This is a genomic window from Citrobacter sp. Cm038 (genome assembly GCF_030333105.1).
In the GTDB taxonomy this organism is placed as follows: Bacteria; Pseudomonadota; Gammaproteobacteria; order Enterobacterales; family Enterobacteriaceae; genus Citrobacter; species Citrobacter murliniae.
In genome coordinates this window covers 120,797-136,790 of the sequence record NZ_JAOWGO010000023.1, presented here as the reverse complement: position 1 = coordinate 136,790, position 15,994 = coordinate 120,797, and the positions used below count along the sequence as shown (strand labels likewise).

The window sequence follows — 15,994 nt, the reverse complement described above, 5'->3', positions numbered from 1 at the left end:
GGCCTACGGTGTGCATCATGGCAACGCATTTAAATCCACCACAAGAAGCCCCATATATGAAGAATGCAACGTTCTACCTTCTGGACAATGACACCGTCATTGATGGCTTAAGCGCCGTCGAGCAACTGGTGTGTGAAATTGCCGCAGAACGTTGGCGCGCGGGCAAGCGTGTACTGATTGCCTGTGAAGATGAAAGACAAGCTATTCGGCTGGATGAAGCGCTGTGGGCGAGACCGGCAGAAAGCTTTGTGCCGCATAATCTGGCGGGTGAAGGCCCGCGCGGCGGTGCACCAGTTGAAATTGCCTGGCCGGAAAAGCGCAATAGTAGCCCACGCGATCTGCTGATCAGTTTGCGCGTTGGCTTTGTAGATTTTGCCACCGCTTTCACAGAAGTGATAGACTTTGTCCCTTACGAAGATTCTTTGAAACAATCGGCACGCGAGCGCTACAAAGCATATCGCGTGGCTGGTTTTAACCTGAATACGGCAACCTGGAAATAATGGAAAAGACATACAACCCACAAGATATCGAACAGCCGCTTTACGAGCACTGGGAAAAGCAGGGCTATTTCAAACCTAACGGCGATGAAAGCAAAGAGTCCTTCTGCATCATGATCCCGCCGCCGAACGTTACCGGCAGTTTGCATATGGGTCATGCTTTCCAGCAGACCATCATGGACACCATGATCCGTTACCAGCGCATGCAGGGTAAAAACACCCTGTGGCAGGCAGGTACTGACCATGCGGGTATCGCAACCCAGATGGTGGTTGAACGTAAGATTGCTGCCGAAGAAGGTAAAACCCGTCACGACTATGGTCGCGATGCTTTTATCGATAAAATCTGGCAGTGGAAAGCGGAGTCCGGCGGTACGATTACCCGTCAGATGCGCCGTCTGGGCAACTCTGTGGACTGGGAGCGCGAGCGCTTTACCATGGATGAAGGCCTTTCCAATGCCGTGAAAGAAGTCTTTGTTCGCTTGTACAAAGAAGACCTGATTTACCGTGGCAAACGCCTGGTAAACTGGGATCCAAAACTGCGTACTGCTATTTCTGATCTGGAAGTGGAAAACCGCGAGTCCAAAGGCTCGATGTGGCACATCCGCTATCCGCTCGCCGATGGTGCAAAAACCGCCGACGGTAAAGATTACCTGGTCGTTGCGACAACCCGTCCGGAAACCGTACTGGGTGATACCGGCGTGGCCGTTAACCCGGAAGATCCGCGCTATAAAGACCTGATCGGCAAATTCGTGATCCTGCCGCTGGTTAACCGCCGCATTCCAATTGTTGGCGATGAACACGCCGATATGGAAAAAGGCACCGGTTGCGTGAAAATCACCCCGGCCCACGACTTCAATGACTATGAAGTGGGTAAACGTCACGGCCTGCCGATGATCAACATTCTGACCTTTGACGGCGATATCCGTGAAAGTGCAGAAGTGTACGACACCAAAGGTGAAGAGTCCGACGTTTACTCCAATGAGATCCCGGCTGAATTCCAGAAGCTGGAGCGTTTTGCCGCACGTAAAGCCGTGGTTGCCGCTGTCGACGCACTGGGCCTGCTGGAAGAGATTAAACCGCACGATCTGACTGTTCCTTACGGCGACCGTGGCGGCGTGGTTATTGAACCGATGCTGACCGACCAGTGGTACGTTCGTGCCGATGTGCTGGCAAAACCGGCCGTTGAAGCGGTTGAGAATGGCGACATTCAGTTTGTACCGAAACAATACGAAAACATGTACTTCTCCTGGATGCGCGATATTCAGGACTGGTGTATCTCCCGTCAACTGTGGTGGGGTCACCGTATTCCGGCATGGTACGACAACGACGGTAACGTCTACGTTGGCCGTAACGAAGACGAAGTACGTCAGGAAAACAACCTGAGCGCCGACGTTGCCCTGCGTCAGGACGAAGACGTTCTCGATACCTGGTTCTCCTCCGCACTGTGGACCTTCTCCACCCTCGGCTGGCCGGAAAACACCGACGCTCTGCGTCAGTTCCACCCAACCAGCGTGATGGTTTCCGGCTTCGACATCATCTTCTTCTGGATTGCCCGCATGATCATGATGACCATGCATTTCATCAAAGATGAAAACGGCAAGCCGCAGGTTCCGTTCAAGACCGTCTACATGACCGGCCTGATCCGTGACGACGAAGGCCAGAAGATGTCCAAATCCAAGGGGAACGTTATCGACCCGCTGGATATGGTTGACGGAATCTCCCTGCCTGAGTTGCTGGAAAAACGTACCGGCAATATGATGCAGCCGCAGCTGGCAGAGAAAATCGCCAAACGCACCGAGAAGCAGTTCCCGAACGGCATCGAGCCGCACGGTACCGACGCTCTGCGTTTCACCCTGGCCGCGCTCGCGTCTACCGGTCGCGATATCAACTGGGATATGAAGCGTCTGGAAGGTTACCGTAACTTCTGTAACAAGCTGTGGAACGCCAGCCGCTTTGTGCTGATGAATACCGAAGACCAGGATTGCGGCTTTAACGGCGGCGAAATGACGCTGTCGCTGGCGGACCGCTGGATCCTCGCAGAATTCAACCAGACCGTGAAAGCGTACCGCGAAGCACTGGATAACTTCCGCTTCGATATCGCCGCAGGCATCCTGTACGAATTCACCTGGAACCAGTTCTGCGATTGGTATCTGGAGCTGACCAAGCCGGTAATGAACGGTGGTTCAGAGTCTGAACTGCGCGGTACCCGCCACACGCTGGTGACGGTTCTGGAAGGTCTGCTGCGCCTGGCGCACCCGATTATTCCATTCATCACCGAAACCATCTGGCAGCGTGTGAAAGTGATTTGCGGTATCACCGCAGACACCATCATGCTGCAACCGTTCCCGGAATACGATGCGGCTCAGGTTGATGAAGCGGCACTGTCTGATACCGAATGGCTGAAGCAGGCGATCGTTGCCGTACGTAACATCCGTGCGGAAATGAACATTGCCCCAGGCAAACCACTGGAATTGCTGCTGCGTGGTTGCAGTGAAGCCGCGATTCGTCGCGTCAACAACAACCGTAGCTTCCTGCTGAATCTGGCGCGTCTGGAAAGCATCACCGTGCTGCCTGCCGACGATAAAGGTCCGGTATCTGTGACCAAAATCATCGACGGTGCTGAGCTGCTGATCCCGATGGCTGGCCTCATCAATAAAGAAGATGAACTGGCACGTCTGGCGAAAGAAGTGGCGAAAATCGAAGGTGAAATCAGCCGCATCGAAAATAAACTGTCTAACGAAGGCTTTGTGGCGCGTGCACCAGAAGCGGTGATCGCCAAAGAGCGCGAGAAGCTGGACGGTTATGCAGAAGCGAAAGCTAAACTGATTGAGCAGCAGGCGGTTATTAGCGCGCTGTAATCTGAAAGCCGGGAGGCATATCGCCTACCCGGCCTGTTATATCTTTAATATCAATGTATTGCGCGCTTCCTGGGGCGCGCAATACATCCGTTCCTGAATTTTCCTCTCTTGCACATCCCCGTCCCACAGTGTTATTAACTGCGTATATCCGCCACTACATGTCACGAGTTTTGCTATGAATGTTATTTCACCCGTCGCGGCCACCCTGCGCCTTATCACTGCTGACGATAATTCAGCCGTTGCCAGTGTGATCCGTCAGGTTTCCGCTGAATACGGCCTGACCGCCGATAAAGGCTATACCGTCGCCGACCCTAATCTCGATGAGCTATATCAGCTCTACAATCAGCCAGGATATGCATATTGGGTCGTCGAGCAGAACGGAAAGGTTGTGGGCGGTGGCGGCATCGCACCACTTTCCTGTAGCGAACCTGATATTTGTGAACTGCAAAAAATGTATTTTTTACCCACGATACGTGGACAGGGGATGGCAAAGAAACTGGCGTTGATGGCGCTGGACCATGCCCGTGAACAGGGCTTTAAGCGCTGTTATCTGGAAACCACTGCCTTTTTGCGTGAGGCGATTGGCCTGTATGAACATTTAGGGTTTGAGCACATCAGCGAACCATTGGGCTGTACCGGGCACGTCGATTGTGAAGTGCGGATGCTCAAACCCCTTTAAGTTTTACTGCATGTCAGGTGCGACTGACAGGCGAATAACGCCGGCCGCATTTGCCGCAGGCAGTTTCAGTACCTGCGACCAGAAGTCCTGCACCAGATCGCAGGCAATCTTCTCTTTACCAACGCCTTTCTGTGGATCAGCCATGATTTCAATATCATGGCCATAACGCTGCACTAACGGTGGCACGACTGTCTGCACATCCTGTGTTGCCTGCTGACGTTCAGTTTCCGTAACCGTGTGTCGGTTTGGCCCATAGGCAGCACGCATCATTGCGGCATCGCTCTCCATCCGCCGCTGAATAATATCCTTCGCAATCAAATGGACCGGGTTAATTCCACCTTTCACCGCCGGAAACAGAAAACGGAAGCACTCGTCATCCCCTTTCTTTTGCACTGCCGCAATCTGTTCAAGGTTGATTTTCATATAGGTCGTGACGTTCTCGTCCGGCGCATTCTGTAAGCGTGCCATCTGAATCTGCAATATCTGCGGTTGTACCGCATCAATCATCTCCTGCTCGCTTTTACCCTCTTTTCGCATCTGCAGGGCCTGCATGCGAATACGCTGCCATAATGCGGGTTCCTGCTCTTTTAGCACGATCATCGTTGGCAGGGTTGCCATCGCGGCATCAAATTTTTGTTCTTCGGTCTGACCTGAGGCTGCATTTTCCCGGGGGATCAGGTAATGCACGTCAAAAACGTTCCACGCAATGATCGCTATCACCATGAAAACCGCGCCGGAGATTTTCCCCACCCAGCCTTTTTTGCGAAAGATGCCCACCACGATGGCGATAACCACGCCTACGTAAGCAGCGAGTAATACATGTGTCCAGTTCATTGGTAATCCTTGTCCCAAAAAGAGACATTCTTAACGTCTGCAGACATCCTGTCACTGGGCAACAGCAAAAACTACCGAATTTTAGAGATGACCGGTACGCCACTGTGAAAACGGAACTCATCGTCCGGGGATAAGATCAGCGAAGCTTCTACTTCACCAAAAAATCGTACTCTTTCACTGATATCGTGTGCAGAAACCTGCTGTGCCAGCGCCAGATAATCCTGATAATGGCGCGCCTCTGAACGGAGCAACGACAGATAAAATGCCTGTAACTCGTCATCCAGATACGGTGCCAGAGCAGCGAAACGTTCGCAGGAACGCGCCTCGATATACGCGCCGCAAATGAGCTTATCAATCAGCGTTAACGGCTCATGGGTTCGCACCTCTTTGAGCATGCCTTTGGCATAACGGCTGGCAGTAATTTTGATATACGGAATATTGCGACTCATCATCGCCTCCCGCACCTGCCAGAAGTGGTGTAACTCTTCTTTGATCAACAAAACCATGCTGTCGATAAGCTGTCGTCCCCATGGGTCGTCAGTTTGCGGCATCACACTTTTGCCGATCTGCTTATTCAGTGAGATGAAATCAGGTTCTTCCCCTTCCCGGAAGGCAAAGGCCTCATAGGGTTTCAGCCACTCCAGCAGCGCCTGCGCTCCCTGCTTATCAGCGACATATTTACGCACCAGCAACATCGCGGTTTGCGCCGCTTTCAGTTCACAAATGAGGTGGTCGGTCAGTAACAGAGGTAGATGTTCCGGGTCTCGCGCTTTATCAAGCCATGCCTGGGGTGTTTTGCAGTGCAGGAAGTTCAGGATCGGGGAGAGTATTTGCGGGTAATCCATACGTTGTCCTTGCCCTACGACAGCAAACGCTGCCGTAGGTCAGCAGATGATTTAGTGACGCACGCCATCATCATCTTCGTCGACGAAATCTTCATCGTCGCCGTCTTCACCTTCTTCGCCGTTAGGGTCTTCAAAATAAGTACCCCACCCGTCGTACTCCACATCAAATTTTTCAGCCAGGTTCATCAGTTGCTCAACCTGGGAGTCAATCAGCTCGGCGTTCAGAGCACATTCGCTGAGGATGTCACAGCAAATTACCGTGTCGCCCTCTTCCACTTCCAGCTCTTCCGGCTCGGTCACTTCATAACCCAGTTTGAAAGCTTCTACTGCTGCTTTTTCCAGGGTTTCAAAATCATCTGCGGAAAGGTGATGCTCGATGGTATACAGCGCATCAGGATCGCTGCCATCTTCAAGTAATTCTTCAATAATCAAGCGTGTTTCTTCACGCTGTTCTTCCAGGTGTTCCGGGTTTGCCATGGCTCGTTCCTCATAATGTCCTGCCGATACTCTTATTGTCACATACCGCTGACATTGCCTCCACCTTTCCAGGAAAGATTTGTTAAACAAGGTTGCAAACGAATAAATATCCATATAAATTGAATTTTAATTCAATAAATGGCTTAAGCCATGTGAGGGAACCATGTCTGCACTTTATCAGAAGCATTTTTTGAAACTGCTTGATTTCACCTCTGCTGAACTCGCATCACTGCTACAACTCGCCGCACAACTAAAGGTGGATAAGAAAAACGGCACAGAGATCGCCAAACTGACCGGCAAAAACATCGCGCTCATCTTCGAAAAAGACTCGACCCGTACCCGTTGCTCTTTCGAAGTTGCCGCATACGATCAGGGCGCTCGCGTAACGTATCTCGGGCCAAGCGGCAGTCAGATTGGTCATAAAGAGTCGATTAAAGATACCGCCCGAGTGCTCGGTCGCATGTACGACGGTATTCAGTACCGGGGCCACGGACAGGAGGTCGTTGAGACACTGGCGGAGTATGCCGGGGTTCCGGTATGGAATGGGTTAACTAACGAATTTCACCCCACTCAGTTACTGGCCGATCTGTTAACTATGCAAGAACATCTGCCGGGTAAAGCGTTTAATGAGATGACGCTGGTATATACCGGCGATGCCCGCAACAATATGGGGAACTCGATGCTGGAAGCAGCAGCGTTAACGGGGCTGGATTTGCGTCTGGTTGCGCCACAAGCCTGCTGGCCTGAAGAAAATCTGGTTGCGGAATGCAAAGCCCTGGCACAGAAAAACGGCGGTAATATAACGCTGACTGAAGATGTTGCCACAGGCGTTAAAGGTGCAGATTTCATCTATACCGACGTTTGGGTATCAATGGGTGAAGCGAAAGAGAAATGGGCCGAGCGTATTGCGTTACTGCGTAAATATCAGGTCAACAGCAGCATGATGGAGCTGACCGGCAACCCGCAGGTGAAATTCTTGCACTGCTTGCCTGCATTTCATGACGATCAGACCACGCTTGGCAAAAAAATGGCGGAAGAGTACGGTCTGCATGGCGGTATGGAAGTGACAGACGAGGTCTTCGAGTCACCCGCCAGTGTGGTATTCGATCAGGCAGAAAACCGCATGCACACAATCAAAGCGGTGATGGTCGCGACGTTAGCGAAGTGACTATATTACATGACGGAAGTGCCGGATGGCGTCTCATCCGGCATCACAATATATTCTACGCCACCAGCATTTTCACCACAGCTTTGCGTACCAGCGCAGGCTTACCCACCGCACACAGCGGCTTATGAACCTCTCCTGGATAGAACACCACAAAGTCACCTTCATTCAGTACAACCGTTTTCTCCTCAGCCCCTTCCGGTAAAAAGGCGATATCTTTATCCTCCAGCCAGTCGGTCTCCGGCGCACCCGCAGGCAATGTGCTGAAAGTCATCCCTTCCTGGCCTTTGAGCAGGATCTGAATATCAAGATAACGGGCATGGTACTCGGCACGGCGCTGCTCGAACGGCTCGGTCATATCTTCTGCAATCAGATAAAACAGGCGATTGCCATCGATGTCATGCTTACCTTTTTCAGTTTCATCCGTCACATGCGCTTTAATGTGCTCAATCGCCTGTCGCAACTCTTCTGGCAGCCATGCTTCCAGGTGGTGAATATTGCCAATAATCATTTCAAAACCCTCAACTAAAACAACGTTTCATTTTGGTTGTTATACGAAAAAACCGTCTGCCATACAACTCCTGGTTACTGATATTTTGCGTCAACGCATGTTTATCGCTGATGATGTTGGTCAGTTGTTAATATCCAGGATGAGTTATGCATAAACTATGCATAACTCATGATCCTCTCTTTCCCTGATGTTATGTAACCTACTGTTTTACAAAATTTTATTAGAAAAACCCGCAACAGGTCACATTTCACTCTCCCTTCATAATGCCTGTATATCCTCATATTTATTTGAAAATAAAAGTTAAACCACAAATAATAAAATTAAAAAATCGCATAACCATTCAAAGATGAAAAATAAACCATTAAAAATCAACAAACTATTAAATTCACTATATTTAAGAAAACACACAAACAATTAACACAAACAAATAACAAGACATATTCCTGCGTATTAATTCAATTCAACACCCTATTATTTTTTTAATTTCTCAGAACTCTGTCATATATTAAAAAAGAAAAATAAAACGTCCGCTCTACTGTGAAAGAAATCACATTTCTATGTCAGATAAGGTCTAAATATAGATCCCGCAATTAGCTGAAAAATCATGACTGCAAAAATATTATTTGCAGGCACCTCCTCTTTATTTTTTACAATCACGTTAAAGGGATAATGATGGAAAAGCATTATGTCGGTTCCGAAATCGGTCAATTACGTAGCGTGATGCTACATCGTCCTAATCTCAGTTTAAAAAGGCTGACGCCATCGAACTGTCAGGAGCTGCTTTTTGATGATGTTCTTTCAGTAGAACGTGCGGGTGAAGAACATGACATTTTCGCCGACACACTGCGTCAGCAGGGAATTGAAGTTCTGTTACTCACTGATTTATTGACACAAACTCTTGATATCCCTGACGCAAAAAGCTGGTTACTGGATACGCAAATTTCTGATTACCGCCTTGGCCCCGCTTTCGCTACCGATATTCGCGCCTGGCTGGCAGATATGTCGCACCGGGAACTCGCCCGGCATTTAAGCGGCGGTCTGACCTACGGAGAAATCCCCGCTTCAATCAAAAATATGGTAGTCGACACTCATGATATTAATGATTTTATTATGAAGCCATTACCGAATCACTTATTTACTCGCGACACTTCATGCTGGATATATAACGGTGTGTCTATTAATCCGATGGCCAAAACAGCTCGTCAGCGGGAAACCAATAATCTCCGGGCAATTTATCGCTGGCATCCGCAATTTGCCGATGGTGATTTTATTAAATATTTCGGTGATGAAAATATTAATTATGACCATGCCACGTTAGAAGGTGGTGATGTGCTGGTCATTGGCCGTGGCGCAGTGCTGATCGGCATGTCTGAACGGACAACCCCACAGGGAATCGAGTTTCTTGCCCAGTCGCTATTCAGGCATCGCCAGGCTGAACGCGTGATCGCCGTAGAACTGCCAAAACATCGCTCCTGTATGCATCTCGATACCGTTATGACCCATATCGATATCGATACCTTCTCCGTCTACCCGGAAGTCGTTCGCCCTGACGTTCAGTGCTGGACCCTGACGCCAGATGGACGCGGCGGCCTGAAACGAACTCAGGAAAACACCCTGGTACATGCCCTCGAAAAAGCCCTGGGCCTTGATCAAATTCGCTTAATCACCACCGGTGGTGACGCTTTCGAAGCCGAACGTGAGCAGTGGAATGATGCGAACAACGTCCTCACTCTGCGCCCCGGCGTCGTAGTGGGTTATGAGCGCAACATCTGGACCAACGAAAAATACGATAAAGCCGGAATCACCGTTTTACCCATTCCAGGCGACGAACTTGGACGAGGTCGCGGCGGTGCGCGCTGCATGAGTTGCCCGCTGGAACGCGACGGTATTTAAGGGGACGTCATGGAAAACAAACCTACTTTGGTTGTCGCCCTCGGTGGCAACGCGCTGCTCAAACGTGGCGAGCCGCTGGAAGCAGATATTCAACGTAAAAATATTGAGCTGGCAGCAAAAACCATCGCCCAGCTCACGCAGCAGTGGCGGGTGATCCTGGTGCATGGCAACGGCCCGCAGGTCGGACTGCTGGCGTTACAAAACAGTGCCTACGCCAGCGTCACCCCCTATCCGCTCGACATTCTCGGCGCGGAGAGCCAGGGCATGATCGGCTACATGCTACAGCAGGCGCTGAAAAATCAGCTTCCGCAGCGTGAAATTAGCGTCCTGCTGACGCAGGTTGAAGTCGATGCCAGCGATCCGGCATTCAGCAACCCAACCAAATATATCGGACCGATTTACGACAACATCCAGGCCAGGACATTACAGGCGGAAAAGGGCTGGGTTTTCAAAGCCGACGGTAAAGCATTCCGCCGGGTGGTCCCCTCTCCACAACCCAAGCGCATTGTTGAAAGCGACGCGATTCGTACCCTGATCGCCCGCGATCATCTGGTTATTTGCAACGGTGGCGGTGGTGTGCCCGTGGTGGAGAAGGCCGATGGCTACCACGGTATTGAAGCGGTGATCGACAAAGATCTCTCCGCAGCCCTCCTCGCCAGCCAAATCCATGCCAATGCGCTGCTGATCCTGACAGATGCCGACGCCGTATACCTCGACTGGGGCAAACCCACTCAACGCCCGCTGGCTCAGGTCACTCCGGAGCTACTCAGCGAAATGCAATTCGACGCCGGTTCAATGGGGCCCAAAGTCACGGCCTGCGCCGAGTTTGTCAGCCGCTGCCACGGCATTGCGGGCATCGGTTCGCTGGCTGACGGCACGTCCATTCTCAGCGGAGACAAAGGCACGCTGATTCGCAGCGAAACCGTCGACGCATAAACCCCTTTTACCTGATGGCACGAACCCGCAGGCCGGATAAGGCGAAGTTGCCATCCTGCCTACTACGACTTAAGGACCTATTTATGGCTATTTCACTGAAAAATCGCAACTTTCTAAAACTTCTCGACTACACCCCCACCGAGATCCAGTACCTCATCGATCTGGCTATCGAGCTAAAAACCGCGAAAAAAGCCGGGCGTGAAAGACAAACACTAATCGGCAAGAACATCGCGCTGATCTTTGAAAAAACCTCTACTCGCACCCGTTGCGCCTTTGAAGTCGGCGCTTTCGACCAGGGTGCGCAAGTGACCTATCTCGGCCCAAGCGGCTCGCAGATTGGTCATAAAGAGTCGATGAAAGATACCGCCCGCGTTTTGGGTCGTATGTATGACGGCATCGAATACCGTGGCTATGGCCAGGACATCGTTGAGGAGCTGGGTGAGTACGCCGGTGTTCCGGTATGGAATGGGCTGACGAATGAATTTCACCCTACGCAGATCCTCGCCGATCTGATGACAATGCTGGAACACGCACCGGGTAGAACTCTACCTGAACTGAGTTTTGCTTACCTCGGGGATGCCCGTAACAACATGGGCAATTCGCTGATGGTCGGCGCGGCAAAAATGGGCATGGATATTCGCCTGGTCGCACCAAAATCCTTCTGGCCAAATGAAGCTCTGGTCGCCGAATGCCGTGAAATCGCCAGTGTTACTGGTGCGCGCATTACGCTCACCGACGATGTCGCTGAAGGCGTCTACGACGTGGATTTCCTCTACACCGATGTCTGGGTCTCAATGGGCGAGCCAAAAGAAGCATGGGCGGAACGCGTCAGCCTGATGACGCCCTACCAGGTTAACCAACAGGTCATCAAGGCCACCGGCAACCCTAATGTGAAATTTATGCACTGCCTGCCGGCCTTCCATAACGAGCACACCAAAGTAGGACGTGAAATCGAAGCGGCTTACGGCCTGAAAGGGCTGGAAGTCACAGAAGAAGTATTCGAGTCAGTTCACTCGATCGTCTTCGACGAAGCAGAGAACCGGATGCATACCATCAAAGCGGTCATGGTAGCGACACTCGGCGACTAATCCCTCAGGGCATATGTCGCCAGGCGACGTATGCCCGAGCTATCCGGAGAACATCATGGGCAAATTCAAATTTCCCAGCGCATATACCATTCTGTTTATTCTCATTGCACTTGTCGCCGTCATGACCTGGATAGTCCCGGCAGGGAAATACCAGATGGCGATGAATGACACACTGGGAAAAGAAGTACCGGTTGCTGGCACTTACGCCCCCACAGAGGCCCATCCACAAGGTTTTACCGCGGTATTACTGGCACCAATCGACGGTCTTTATAACCATGAAACCTACACCGCCGGTGCAATTGATGTGGCGTTGTTTGTCCTGATCATCGGCGGTTTTTTGGGGGTTGTGAATAAAACAGGTGCCATCGACGCCGGAATTGAACGCGTGACGGTGAGACTTAACGGTAAAGAGGAGTGGATGATCCCCATCCTGATGGGACTTTTTGCTGCCGGAGGAACGATTTACGGGATGGCAGAAGAGTCACTCCCTTTCTACACATTATTAGTTCCGGTAATGATGGCCGCCCGCTTCGATCCGTTAGTTGCCGCCGCTACCGTTCTGCTCGGCGCTGGTATTGGCACACTCGGTTCGACGATTAACCCCTTTGCGACAGTCATCGCTGCTAACGCAGCCGGGATCCCTTTTACCCAGGGGATGTTGATGCGCATTCTGCTACTGCTCGTCGGGTATGTTATCTGCGTCGTGTGGGTGATGCGCTATGCCCGAAAAGTTCGCAGTCATCCAGAGCTGTCTATCGTAGCGGACAAACTGGAGGAAAACCGCGCTCATTTTCTCGGTAATCGCGCCGATACCAACCTTGAGTTCACGGCTACGCGTAAAGCAATCCTGTTTATTTTCGCTGCCGCCTTTGCGGTGATGATTTATGGGGTCGCTGTACTCGGGTGGTGGATGGCGGAAATATCCGGCGTCTTTCTGGCTGCTGCAATTATCGTGGGCGTGATAGCCAGAATGAGCGAAGAAGCATTTACCAGCACGTTCATCGACGGCGCGCGGGATCTGCTTGGTGTCGCGCTAATTATCGGTATTGCCCGCGGCATCGTCGTGGTGATGGATAACGGCATGATTACCCACACGATTCTGCACAGCGCCGAGAATTTAGTCTCTGGCCTTTCTACCACCATTTTCATCAATGTTACCTACTGGCTGGAAGTTTTGCTGTCCTTCCTGGTGCCTTCCTCCTCCGGGCTTGCAGTACTTACCATGCCAATAATGGCTCCGCTGGCAGACTTCGCCCATGTGCAAAGAGATCTGGTTGTCACTGCGTACCAGTCCGCTTCCGGCATTGTGAATCTGGTTACCCCTACCTCTGCGGTGGTAATGGGGGGACTGGCCATTGCTCGCGTACCTTACGTGCGATACCTGAAATGGGTCGCCCCACTACTGCTCATTCTCACGCTGCTGAACATGGCGGTCTTAAGCATTGGCGCCATGCTGTAGCCCTTTTGCCGTCGGATATCGACGGCTTTTTTGAGCGCTCTCTCGTTTTTCTGCCCAACCGCCCGTTTGATCCGTTATCGATACGGAAAATATGGTGAATTTCGCCATCGCATTGATATAAATAATAAATATAAGGTGTCTTTATGAAGGAATACGATGATTACTCTGCCAAAGAGCAACTGCTGCTGGCGGTTTGTCAGCGCCTGATTACAGAAAAACGCTACCTGTCACAGGAAGCCATCCGCTGTGAACTACAAAACCAGGGGTTTGCCGGCATCAGCCAGTCTACTGTCTCACGCCTGCTGAAATTGCTCGGAGCTATAAAAATAAGAAATACAAAAGGGCAAAAAATTTATTCTACAAATCCCCAGTTGCGCCCTGCGCCGGATGCCGCCCGCTCTATTGCTGAAATGGTGGTCAGCATAGAGCACAATAGCGAATTTATCCTTATCCACACCGCAGCGGGATATGGCCGGGCCGTTGCCAGAATCCTCGATTATCACGCATTGCCGGAAGTTCTGGGGGTAGTTGCTGGCAGCAGTATTGTCTGGGTCGCACCTCGGGTAGTTCAGCGAACTGCGCTAGTCCACAAGCAAATTAATTATTTACTAAAGATGAATTAAAATTCATAAGAACCGTTTGCGATGAATAATTTGTGCATTATTTGCTTGATCCCATAACGTAGCTGAGTATAATCGCGGACAATTTGCCGGGAGGATGTATGGTTCAGTGTGTACGACATTTTGTCTTACCGCGTCTGAAAAAAGACGCTGGCCTGCCGTTTTTCTTCCCGTTGATCACCTATTCCAAGCCCCTCAATTGAGGGGCTTTTTTTTTGCCCAGGCGTCAGGAGATAAACATGGCTAACCCGCTCTATCAAAAACACATCATTTCCATAAACGACCTCAGCCGCGATGATCTGAATCTGGTCCTCGCGACGGCGGCGAAACTCAAAGCAAACCCGCAACCGGAACTGTTAAAACATAAAGTAATCGCCAGTTGCTTCTTCGAGGCGTCAACCCGTACCCGTTTATCATTTGAAACCTCGATGCACCGTCTGGGTGCCAGCGTGGTTGGGTTCTCCGACAGCAGCAACACATCCCTGGGCAAAAAAGGTGAAACGCTGGCCGACACCATTTCCGTCATCAGCACCTATGTTGATGCCATTGTGATGCGTCATCCGCAGGAAGGCGCCGCGCGTCTGGCAACTGAATTCTCCGGCAATGTGCCGGTACTGAATGCGGGTGACGGCTCCAACCAGCATCCGACGCAGACCCTGCTGGATCTGTTCACCATTCAGGAAACTCAGGGCCGCCTGGACAATCTGCAGATAGCGATGGTAGGCGACCTGAAATATGGTCGTACCGTCCACTCCCTGACCCAGGCACTGGCGAAATTTGACGGCAACCGCTTCTACTTTATCGCCCCGGATGCGCTGGCAATGCCGCAATACATTCTGGATATGCTGAATGAAAAAGGTATCGCCTGGAGCCTGCATGGCACTATCGAAGAGGTGATGGCGGAAGTGGACATTCTCTATATGACCCGCGTACAGAAAGAACGTCTGGACCCGTCTGAATACGCCAACGTGAAAGCACAGTTTGTTCTGCGCGCCAGCGATCTGAATGGTGCGAGAGAGAATATGAAAGTTCTGCATCCGCTGCCGCGTATCGATGAGATCACTACCGACGTTGATAAGACGCCACATGCCTGGTATTTCCAGCAGGCAGGCAACGGGATATTCGCTCGCCAGGCGTTACTGGCACTGGTTCTGAACCGCGATCTGGCACTGTAAGGGGAAATGACGATGACACACGATAACAAACTGCAAGTAGAAGCCATCAAACGTGGCACTGTGATTGACCATATTCCCGCACAGGTTGGTTTCAAGCTGCTGACGCTGTTCAAACTGACAGAGACCGACCAGCGCATCACTATCGGTCTGAACCTGCCGTCTGGCGAGATGGGCCGTAAGGACCTGATTAAAATTGAAAATACCTTCCTGACCGACGAGCAGGTTAACCAGTTGTCCCTGTACGCTCCACAAGCGACGGTAAATCGCATTGACGACTATGACGTCGTGGGTAAATCACGTCCCAGCCTGCCGGAGCGTATCGATAATGTGCTGGTATGCCCGAACAGCAACTGCATCAGCCATGCTGAGCCGGTTTCATCCAGTTTTGCAGTGAAAAAGCGCGCCGATGACATCGCACTCAAATGCAAATACTGTGAAAAAGAGTTTTCGCATTATGTGGTGCTGGCCAACTAATTGGGGTTGGTAATGAATTCCCGGCTCCCTATAATGACCGGGAACATTCTATTACCGCTGTAATTCAGGAGAAATCATGAGCAAGACTATCGCGACGGAAAATGCACCAGCAGCAATCGGCCCATACGTTCAGGGCGTAGACCTGGGTAGCATGATCATCACTTCCGGTCAGATCCCGGTCGATCCAAAAACCGGTAGCGTATCGGAAGACGTGTCCGCTCAGGCGCGTCAGTCGCTGGAAAACGTGAAGGCTATCGTAGAAGCTGCAGGCCTGAAAGTCGGCGACATCGTAAAAACAACCGTGTTCGTTAAAGACTTGAACGATTTCGCCACCGTTAACGCCACCTACGAAGCGTTCTTCACCGAGCACAACGCCACCTTCCCTGCGCGCTCTTGCGTGGAAGTTGCCCGTCTGCCGAAAGACGTGAAAATCGAGATTGAAGCGATCGCCGTTCGTCGCTAAATAATGAAGAAATCCGGGCG

Annotated in this window: 18 protein-coding genes and 1 pseudogene; 14 read left to right on the top strand and 5 right to left on the bottom strand. The window is 51.2% G+C overall.

The features are described 5' to 3' along the window. Positions 1-56 precede the first annotated feature (56 nt). The 3 genes from holC (at position 57) to OGY01_RS17280 (ending at position 4,034) form a co-directional block, all read left to right on the top strand. On the top strand, positions 57-500 hold the full coding sequence (gene holC, locus OGY01_RS17290; protein WP_045439226.1) for a DNA polymerase III subunit chi: 444 nt from the start codon (positions 57-59) through the stop codon (positions 498-500). After that, positions 500-3,355 (top strand): valine--tRNA ligase, encoded by a 2,856-nt coding sequence (locus tag OGY01_RS17285; RefSeq protein WP_286493436.1) that lies wholly within the window; start codon positions 500-502, stop codon positions 3,353-3,355. Before holC ends, OGY01_RS17285 begins: the two co-directional genes overlap by 1 nt. A gap of 175 nt (positions 3,356-3,530) precedes the next feature. Continuing rightward, complete coding sequence (locus OGY01_RS17280; RefSeq protein WP_045439219.1) at positions 3,531-4,034, top strand: GNAT family N-acetyltransferase; 504 nt, start codon at positions 3,531-3,533, stop codon at positions 4,032-4,034. A 3-nt stretch (positions 4,035-4,037) separates the two neighbouring features. On the opposite strand, the gene OGY01_RS17275 is transcribed toward OGY01_RS17280, so the two are convergent. The 3 genes from OGY01_RS17275 to rraB all read right to left on the bottom strand — a co-directional run bounded on the left by OGY01_RS17275 (position 4,038) and on the right by rraB (position 6,190). Beyond that, positions 4,038-4,868 (bottom strand): topoisomerase II, encoded by an 831-nt coding sequence (locus tag OGY01_RS17275; RefSeq protein WP_286493435.1) that lies wholly within the window; start codon positions 4,866-4,868, stop codon positions 4,038-4,040. 71 nt (positions 4,869-4,939) lie between these two features. Next, complete coding sequence (gene miaE, locus OGY01_RS17270) at positions 4,940-5,713, bottom strand: tRNA isopentenyl-2-thiomethyl-A-37 hydroxylase MiaE (protein ID WP_045439216.1); 774 nt, start codon at positions 5,711-5,713, stop codon at positions 4,940-4,942. 51 nt (positions 5,714-5,764) lie between these two features. After that, on the bottom strand, positions 5,765-6,190 hold the full coding sequence (gene rraB / locus OGY01_RS17265) for a ribonuclease E inhibitor RraB (RefSeq protein ID WP_045439213.1): 426 nt from the start codon (positions 6,188-6,190) through the stop codon (positions 5,765-5,767). Positions 6,191-6,282: 92 nt separating this feature from the next. On the opposite strand from rraB, the gene argL reads away from it, so the two are divergent. Beyond that, a complete protein-coding gene (gene argL, locus OGY01_RS23805) occupies positions 6,283-6,384 on the top strand; it encodes a putative translational regulatory protein ArgL (protein ID WP_404842351.1) in 102 nt (33 codons plus the stop codon). Then, entirely contained in the window at positions 6,354-7,358 is a 1,005-nt protein-coding gene (gene argF / locus OGY01_RS17260; protein ID WP_045439209.1) for an ornithine carbamoyltransferase, read from the top strand. The genes argL and argF (OGY01_RS17260) overlap by 31 nt, the downstream gene beginning before the upstream one ends. Before the next feature lie 55 nt (positions 7,359-7,413). Here argF (OGY01_RS17260) and OGY01_RS17255 read toward each other — a convergent pair whose 3' ends face one another. Then, positions 7,414-7,866, bottom strand: coding sequence for a YhcH/YjgK/YiaL family protein (locus OGY01_RS17255; protein ID WP_045439205.1), 453 nt, complete (start codon positions 7,864-7,866; stop codon positions 7,414-7,416). Between the two features lie 672 nt (positions 7,867-8,538). Here OGY01_RS17255 and arcA point away from each other — a divergent pair. The 5 genes from arcA (at position 8,539) to OGY01_RS17230 (ending at position 13,865) form a co-directional block, all read left to right on the top strand. After that, entirely contained in the window at positions 8,539-9,759 is a 1,221-nt protein-coding gene (gene arcA, locus OGY01_RS17250) for an arginine deiminase (RefSeq protein ID WP_045439201.1), read from the top strand. Between the two features lie 9 nt (positions 9,760-9,768). Beyond that, positions 9,769-10,695: a carbamate kinase gene (arcC, locus tag OGY01_RS17245; RefSeq protein ID WP_200012513.1), complete on the top strand. Its 927-nt coding sequence runs from the start codon at positions 9,769-9,771 to the stop codon at positions 10,693-10,695. Positions 10,696-10,778: 83 nt separating this feature from the next. Beyond that, positions 10,779-11,783: an ornithine carbamoyltransferase gene (gene argF, locus OGY01_RS17240; protein WP_045439195.1), complete on the top strand. Its 1,005-nt coding sequence runs from the start codon at positions 10,779-10,781 to the stop codon at positions 11,781-11,783. Between the two features lie 55 nt (positions 11,784-11,838). Further along, entirely contained in the window at positions 11,839-13,242 is a 1,404-nt protein-coding gene (locus OGY01_RS17235; protein ID WP_045439193.1) for a YfcC family protein, read from the top strand. Between the two features lie 143 nt (positions 13,243-13,385). After that, entirely contained in the window at positions 13,386-13,865 is a 480-nt protein-coding gene (locus tag OGY01_RS17230) for an arginine repressor (protein ID WP_045439191.1), read from the top strand. On the opposite strand, the gene OGY01_RS17225 is transcribed toward OGY01_RS17230, so the two are convergent. Further along, the gene (locus OGY01_RS17225) at positions 13,862-13,984 is read right to left on the bottom strand and encodes a hypothetical protein (protein WP_136345326.1); all 123 of its coding nucleotides are present in this window, start codon (positions 13,982-13,984) and stop codon (positions 13,862-13,864) included. The genes OGY01_RS17230 and OGY01_RS17225 overlap by 4 nt on opposite strands. Here OGY01_RS17225 and pyrL point away from each other — a divergent pair. The 4 genes and pseudogenes from pyrL (at position 13,964) to ridA (ending at position 15,974) form a co-directional block, all read left to right on the top strand. Beyond that, a pseudogene (pyrL, locus tag OGY01_RS17220) lies at positions 13,964-14,099 on the top strand (pyr operon leader peptide). The gene OGY01_RS17225 and the pseudogene pyrL sit on opposite strands and share 21 nt — an antisense overlap. Positions 14,100-14,101: 2 nt before the next feature. After that, positions 14,102-15,037, top strand: a complete 936-nt coding sequence (gene pyrB / locus OGY01_RS17215) for an aspartate carbamoyltransferase (RefSeq protein ID WP_045439188.1) — start codon at positions 14,102-14,104, stop codon at positions 15,035-15,037. Positions 15,038-15,049: 12 nt separating this feature from the next. After that, positions 15,050-15,511, top strand: a complete 462-nt coding sequence (gene pyrI, locus OGY01_RS17210; protein WP_003025816.1) for an aspartate carbamoyltransferase regulatory subunit — start codon at positions 15,050-15,052, stop codon at positions 15,509-15,511. Positions 15,512-15,587: 76 nt separating this feature from the next. After that, entirely contained in the window at positions 15,588-15,974 is a 387-nt protein-coding gene (gene ridA / locus OGY01_RS17205; protein WP_042321681.1) for a 2-iminobutanoate/2-iminopropanoate deaminase, read from the top strand. The last annotated feature ends 20 nt before the right edge of the window (positions 15,975-15,994 follow it).

Excerpts from the sequence above, each read along its gene's own strand:
- holC (WP_045439226.1), top strand. The coding sequence starts at position 57 with ATGAAGAATGCAACGTTCTACCTTCTGGACAATGACACCGTCATTGAT.
- OGY01_RS17285 (WP_286493436.1), top strand. The coding sequence starts at position 500 with ATGGAAAAGACATACAACCCACAAGATATCGAACAGCCGCTTTACGAG.
- OGY01_RS17280 (WP_045439219.1), top strand. The coding sequence starts at position 3,531 with ATGAATGTTATTTCACCCGTCGCGGCCACCCTGCGCCTTATCACTGCT.
- OGY01_RS17275 (WP_286493435.1), bottom strand. The coding sequence starts at position 4,868 with ATGAACTGGACACATGTATTACTCGCTGCTTACGTAGGCGTGGTTATC.
- miaE (WP_045439216.1), bottom strand. The coding sequence starts at position 5,713 with ATGGATTACCCGCAAATACTCTCCCCGATCCTGAACTTCCTGCACTGC.
- rraB (WP_045439213.1), bottom strand. The coding sequence starts at position 6,190 with ATGGCAAACCCGGAACACCTGGAAGAACAGCGTGAAGAAACACGCTTG.
- argF (WP_045439209.1), top strand. The coding sequence starts at position 6,354 with ATGTCTGCACTTTATCAGAAGCATTTTTTGAAACTGCTTGATTTCACC.
- OGY01_RS17255 (WP_045439205.1), bottom strand. The coding sequence starts at position 7,866 with ATGATTATTGGCAATATTCACCACCTGGAAGCATGGCTGCCAGAAGAG.
- arcA (WP_045439201.1), top strand. The coding sequence starts at position 8,539 with ATGGAAAAGCATTATGTCGGTTCCGAAATCGGTCAATTACGTAGCGTG.
- arcC (WP_200012513.1), top strand. The coding sequence starts at position 9,769 with ATGGAAAACAAACCTACTTTGGTTGTCGCCCTCGGTGGCAACGCGCTG.
- argF (WP_045439195.1), top strand. The coding sequence starts at position 10,779 with ATGGCTATTTCACTGAAAAATCGCAACTTTCTAAAACTTCTCGACTAC.
- OGY01_RS17235 (WP_045439193.1), top strand. The coding sequence starts at position 11,839 with ATGGGCAAATTCAAATTTCCCAGCGCATATACCATTCTGTTTATTCTC.
- OGY01_RS17230 (WP_045439191.1), top strand. The coding sequence starts at position 13,386 with ATGAAGGAATACGATGATTACTCTGCCAAAGAGCAACTGCTGCTGGCG.
- OGY01_RS17225 (WP_136345326.1), bottom strand. The coding sequence starts at position 13,984 with ATGTCGTACACACTGAACCATACATCCTCCCGGCAAATTGTCCGCGAT.
- pyrB (WP_045439188.1), top strand. The coding sequence starts at position 14,102 with ATGGCTAACCCGCTCTATCAAAAACACATCATTTCCATAAACGACCTC.
- pyrI (WP_003025816.1), top strand. The coding sequence starts at position 15,050 with ATGACACACGATAACAAACTGCAAGTAGAAGCCATCAAACGTGGCACT.
- ridA (WP_042321681.1), top strand. The coding sequence starts at position 15,588 with ATGAGCAAGACTATCGCGACGGAAAATGCACCAGCAGCAATCGGCCCA.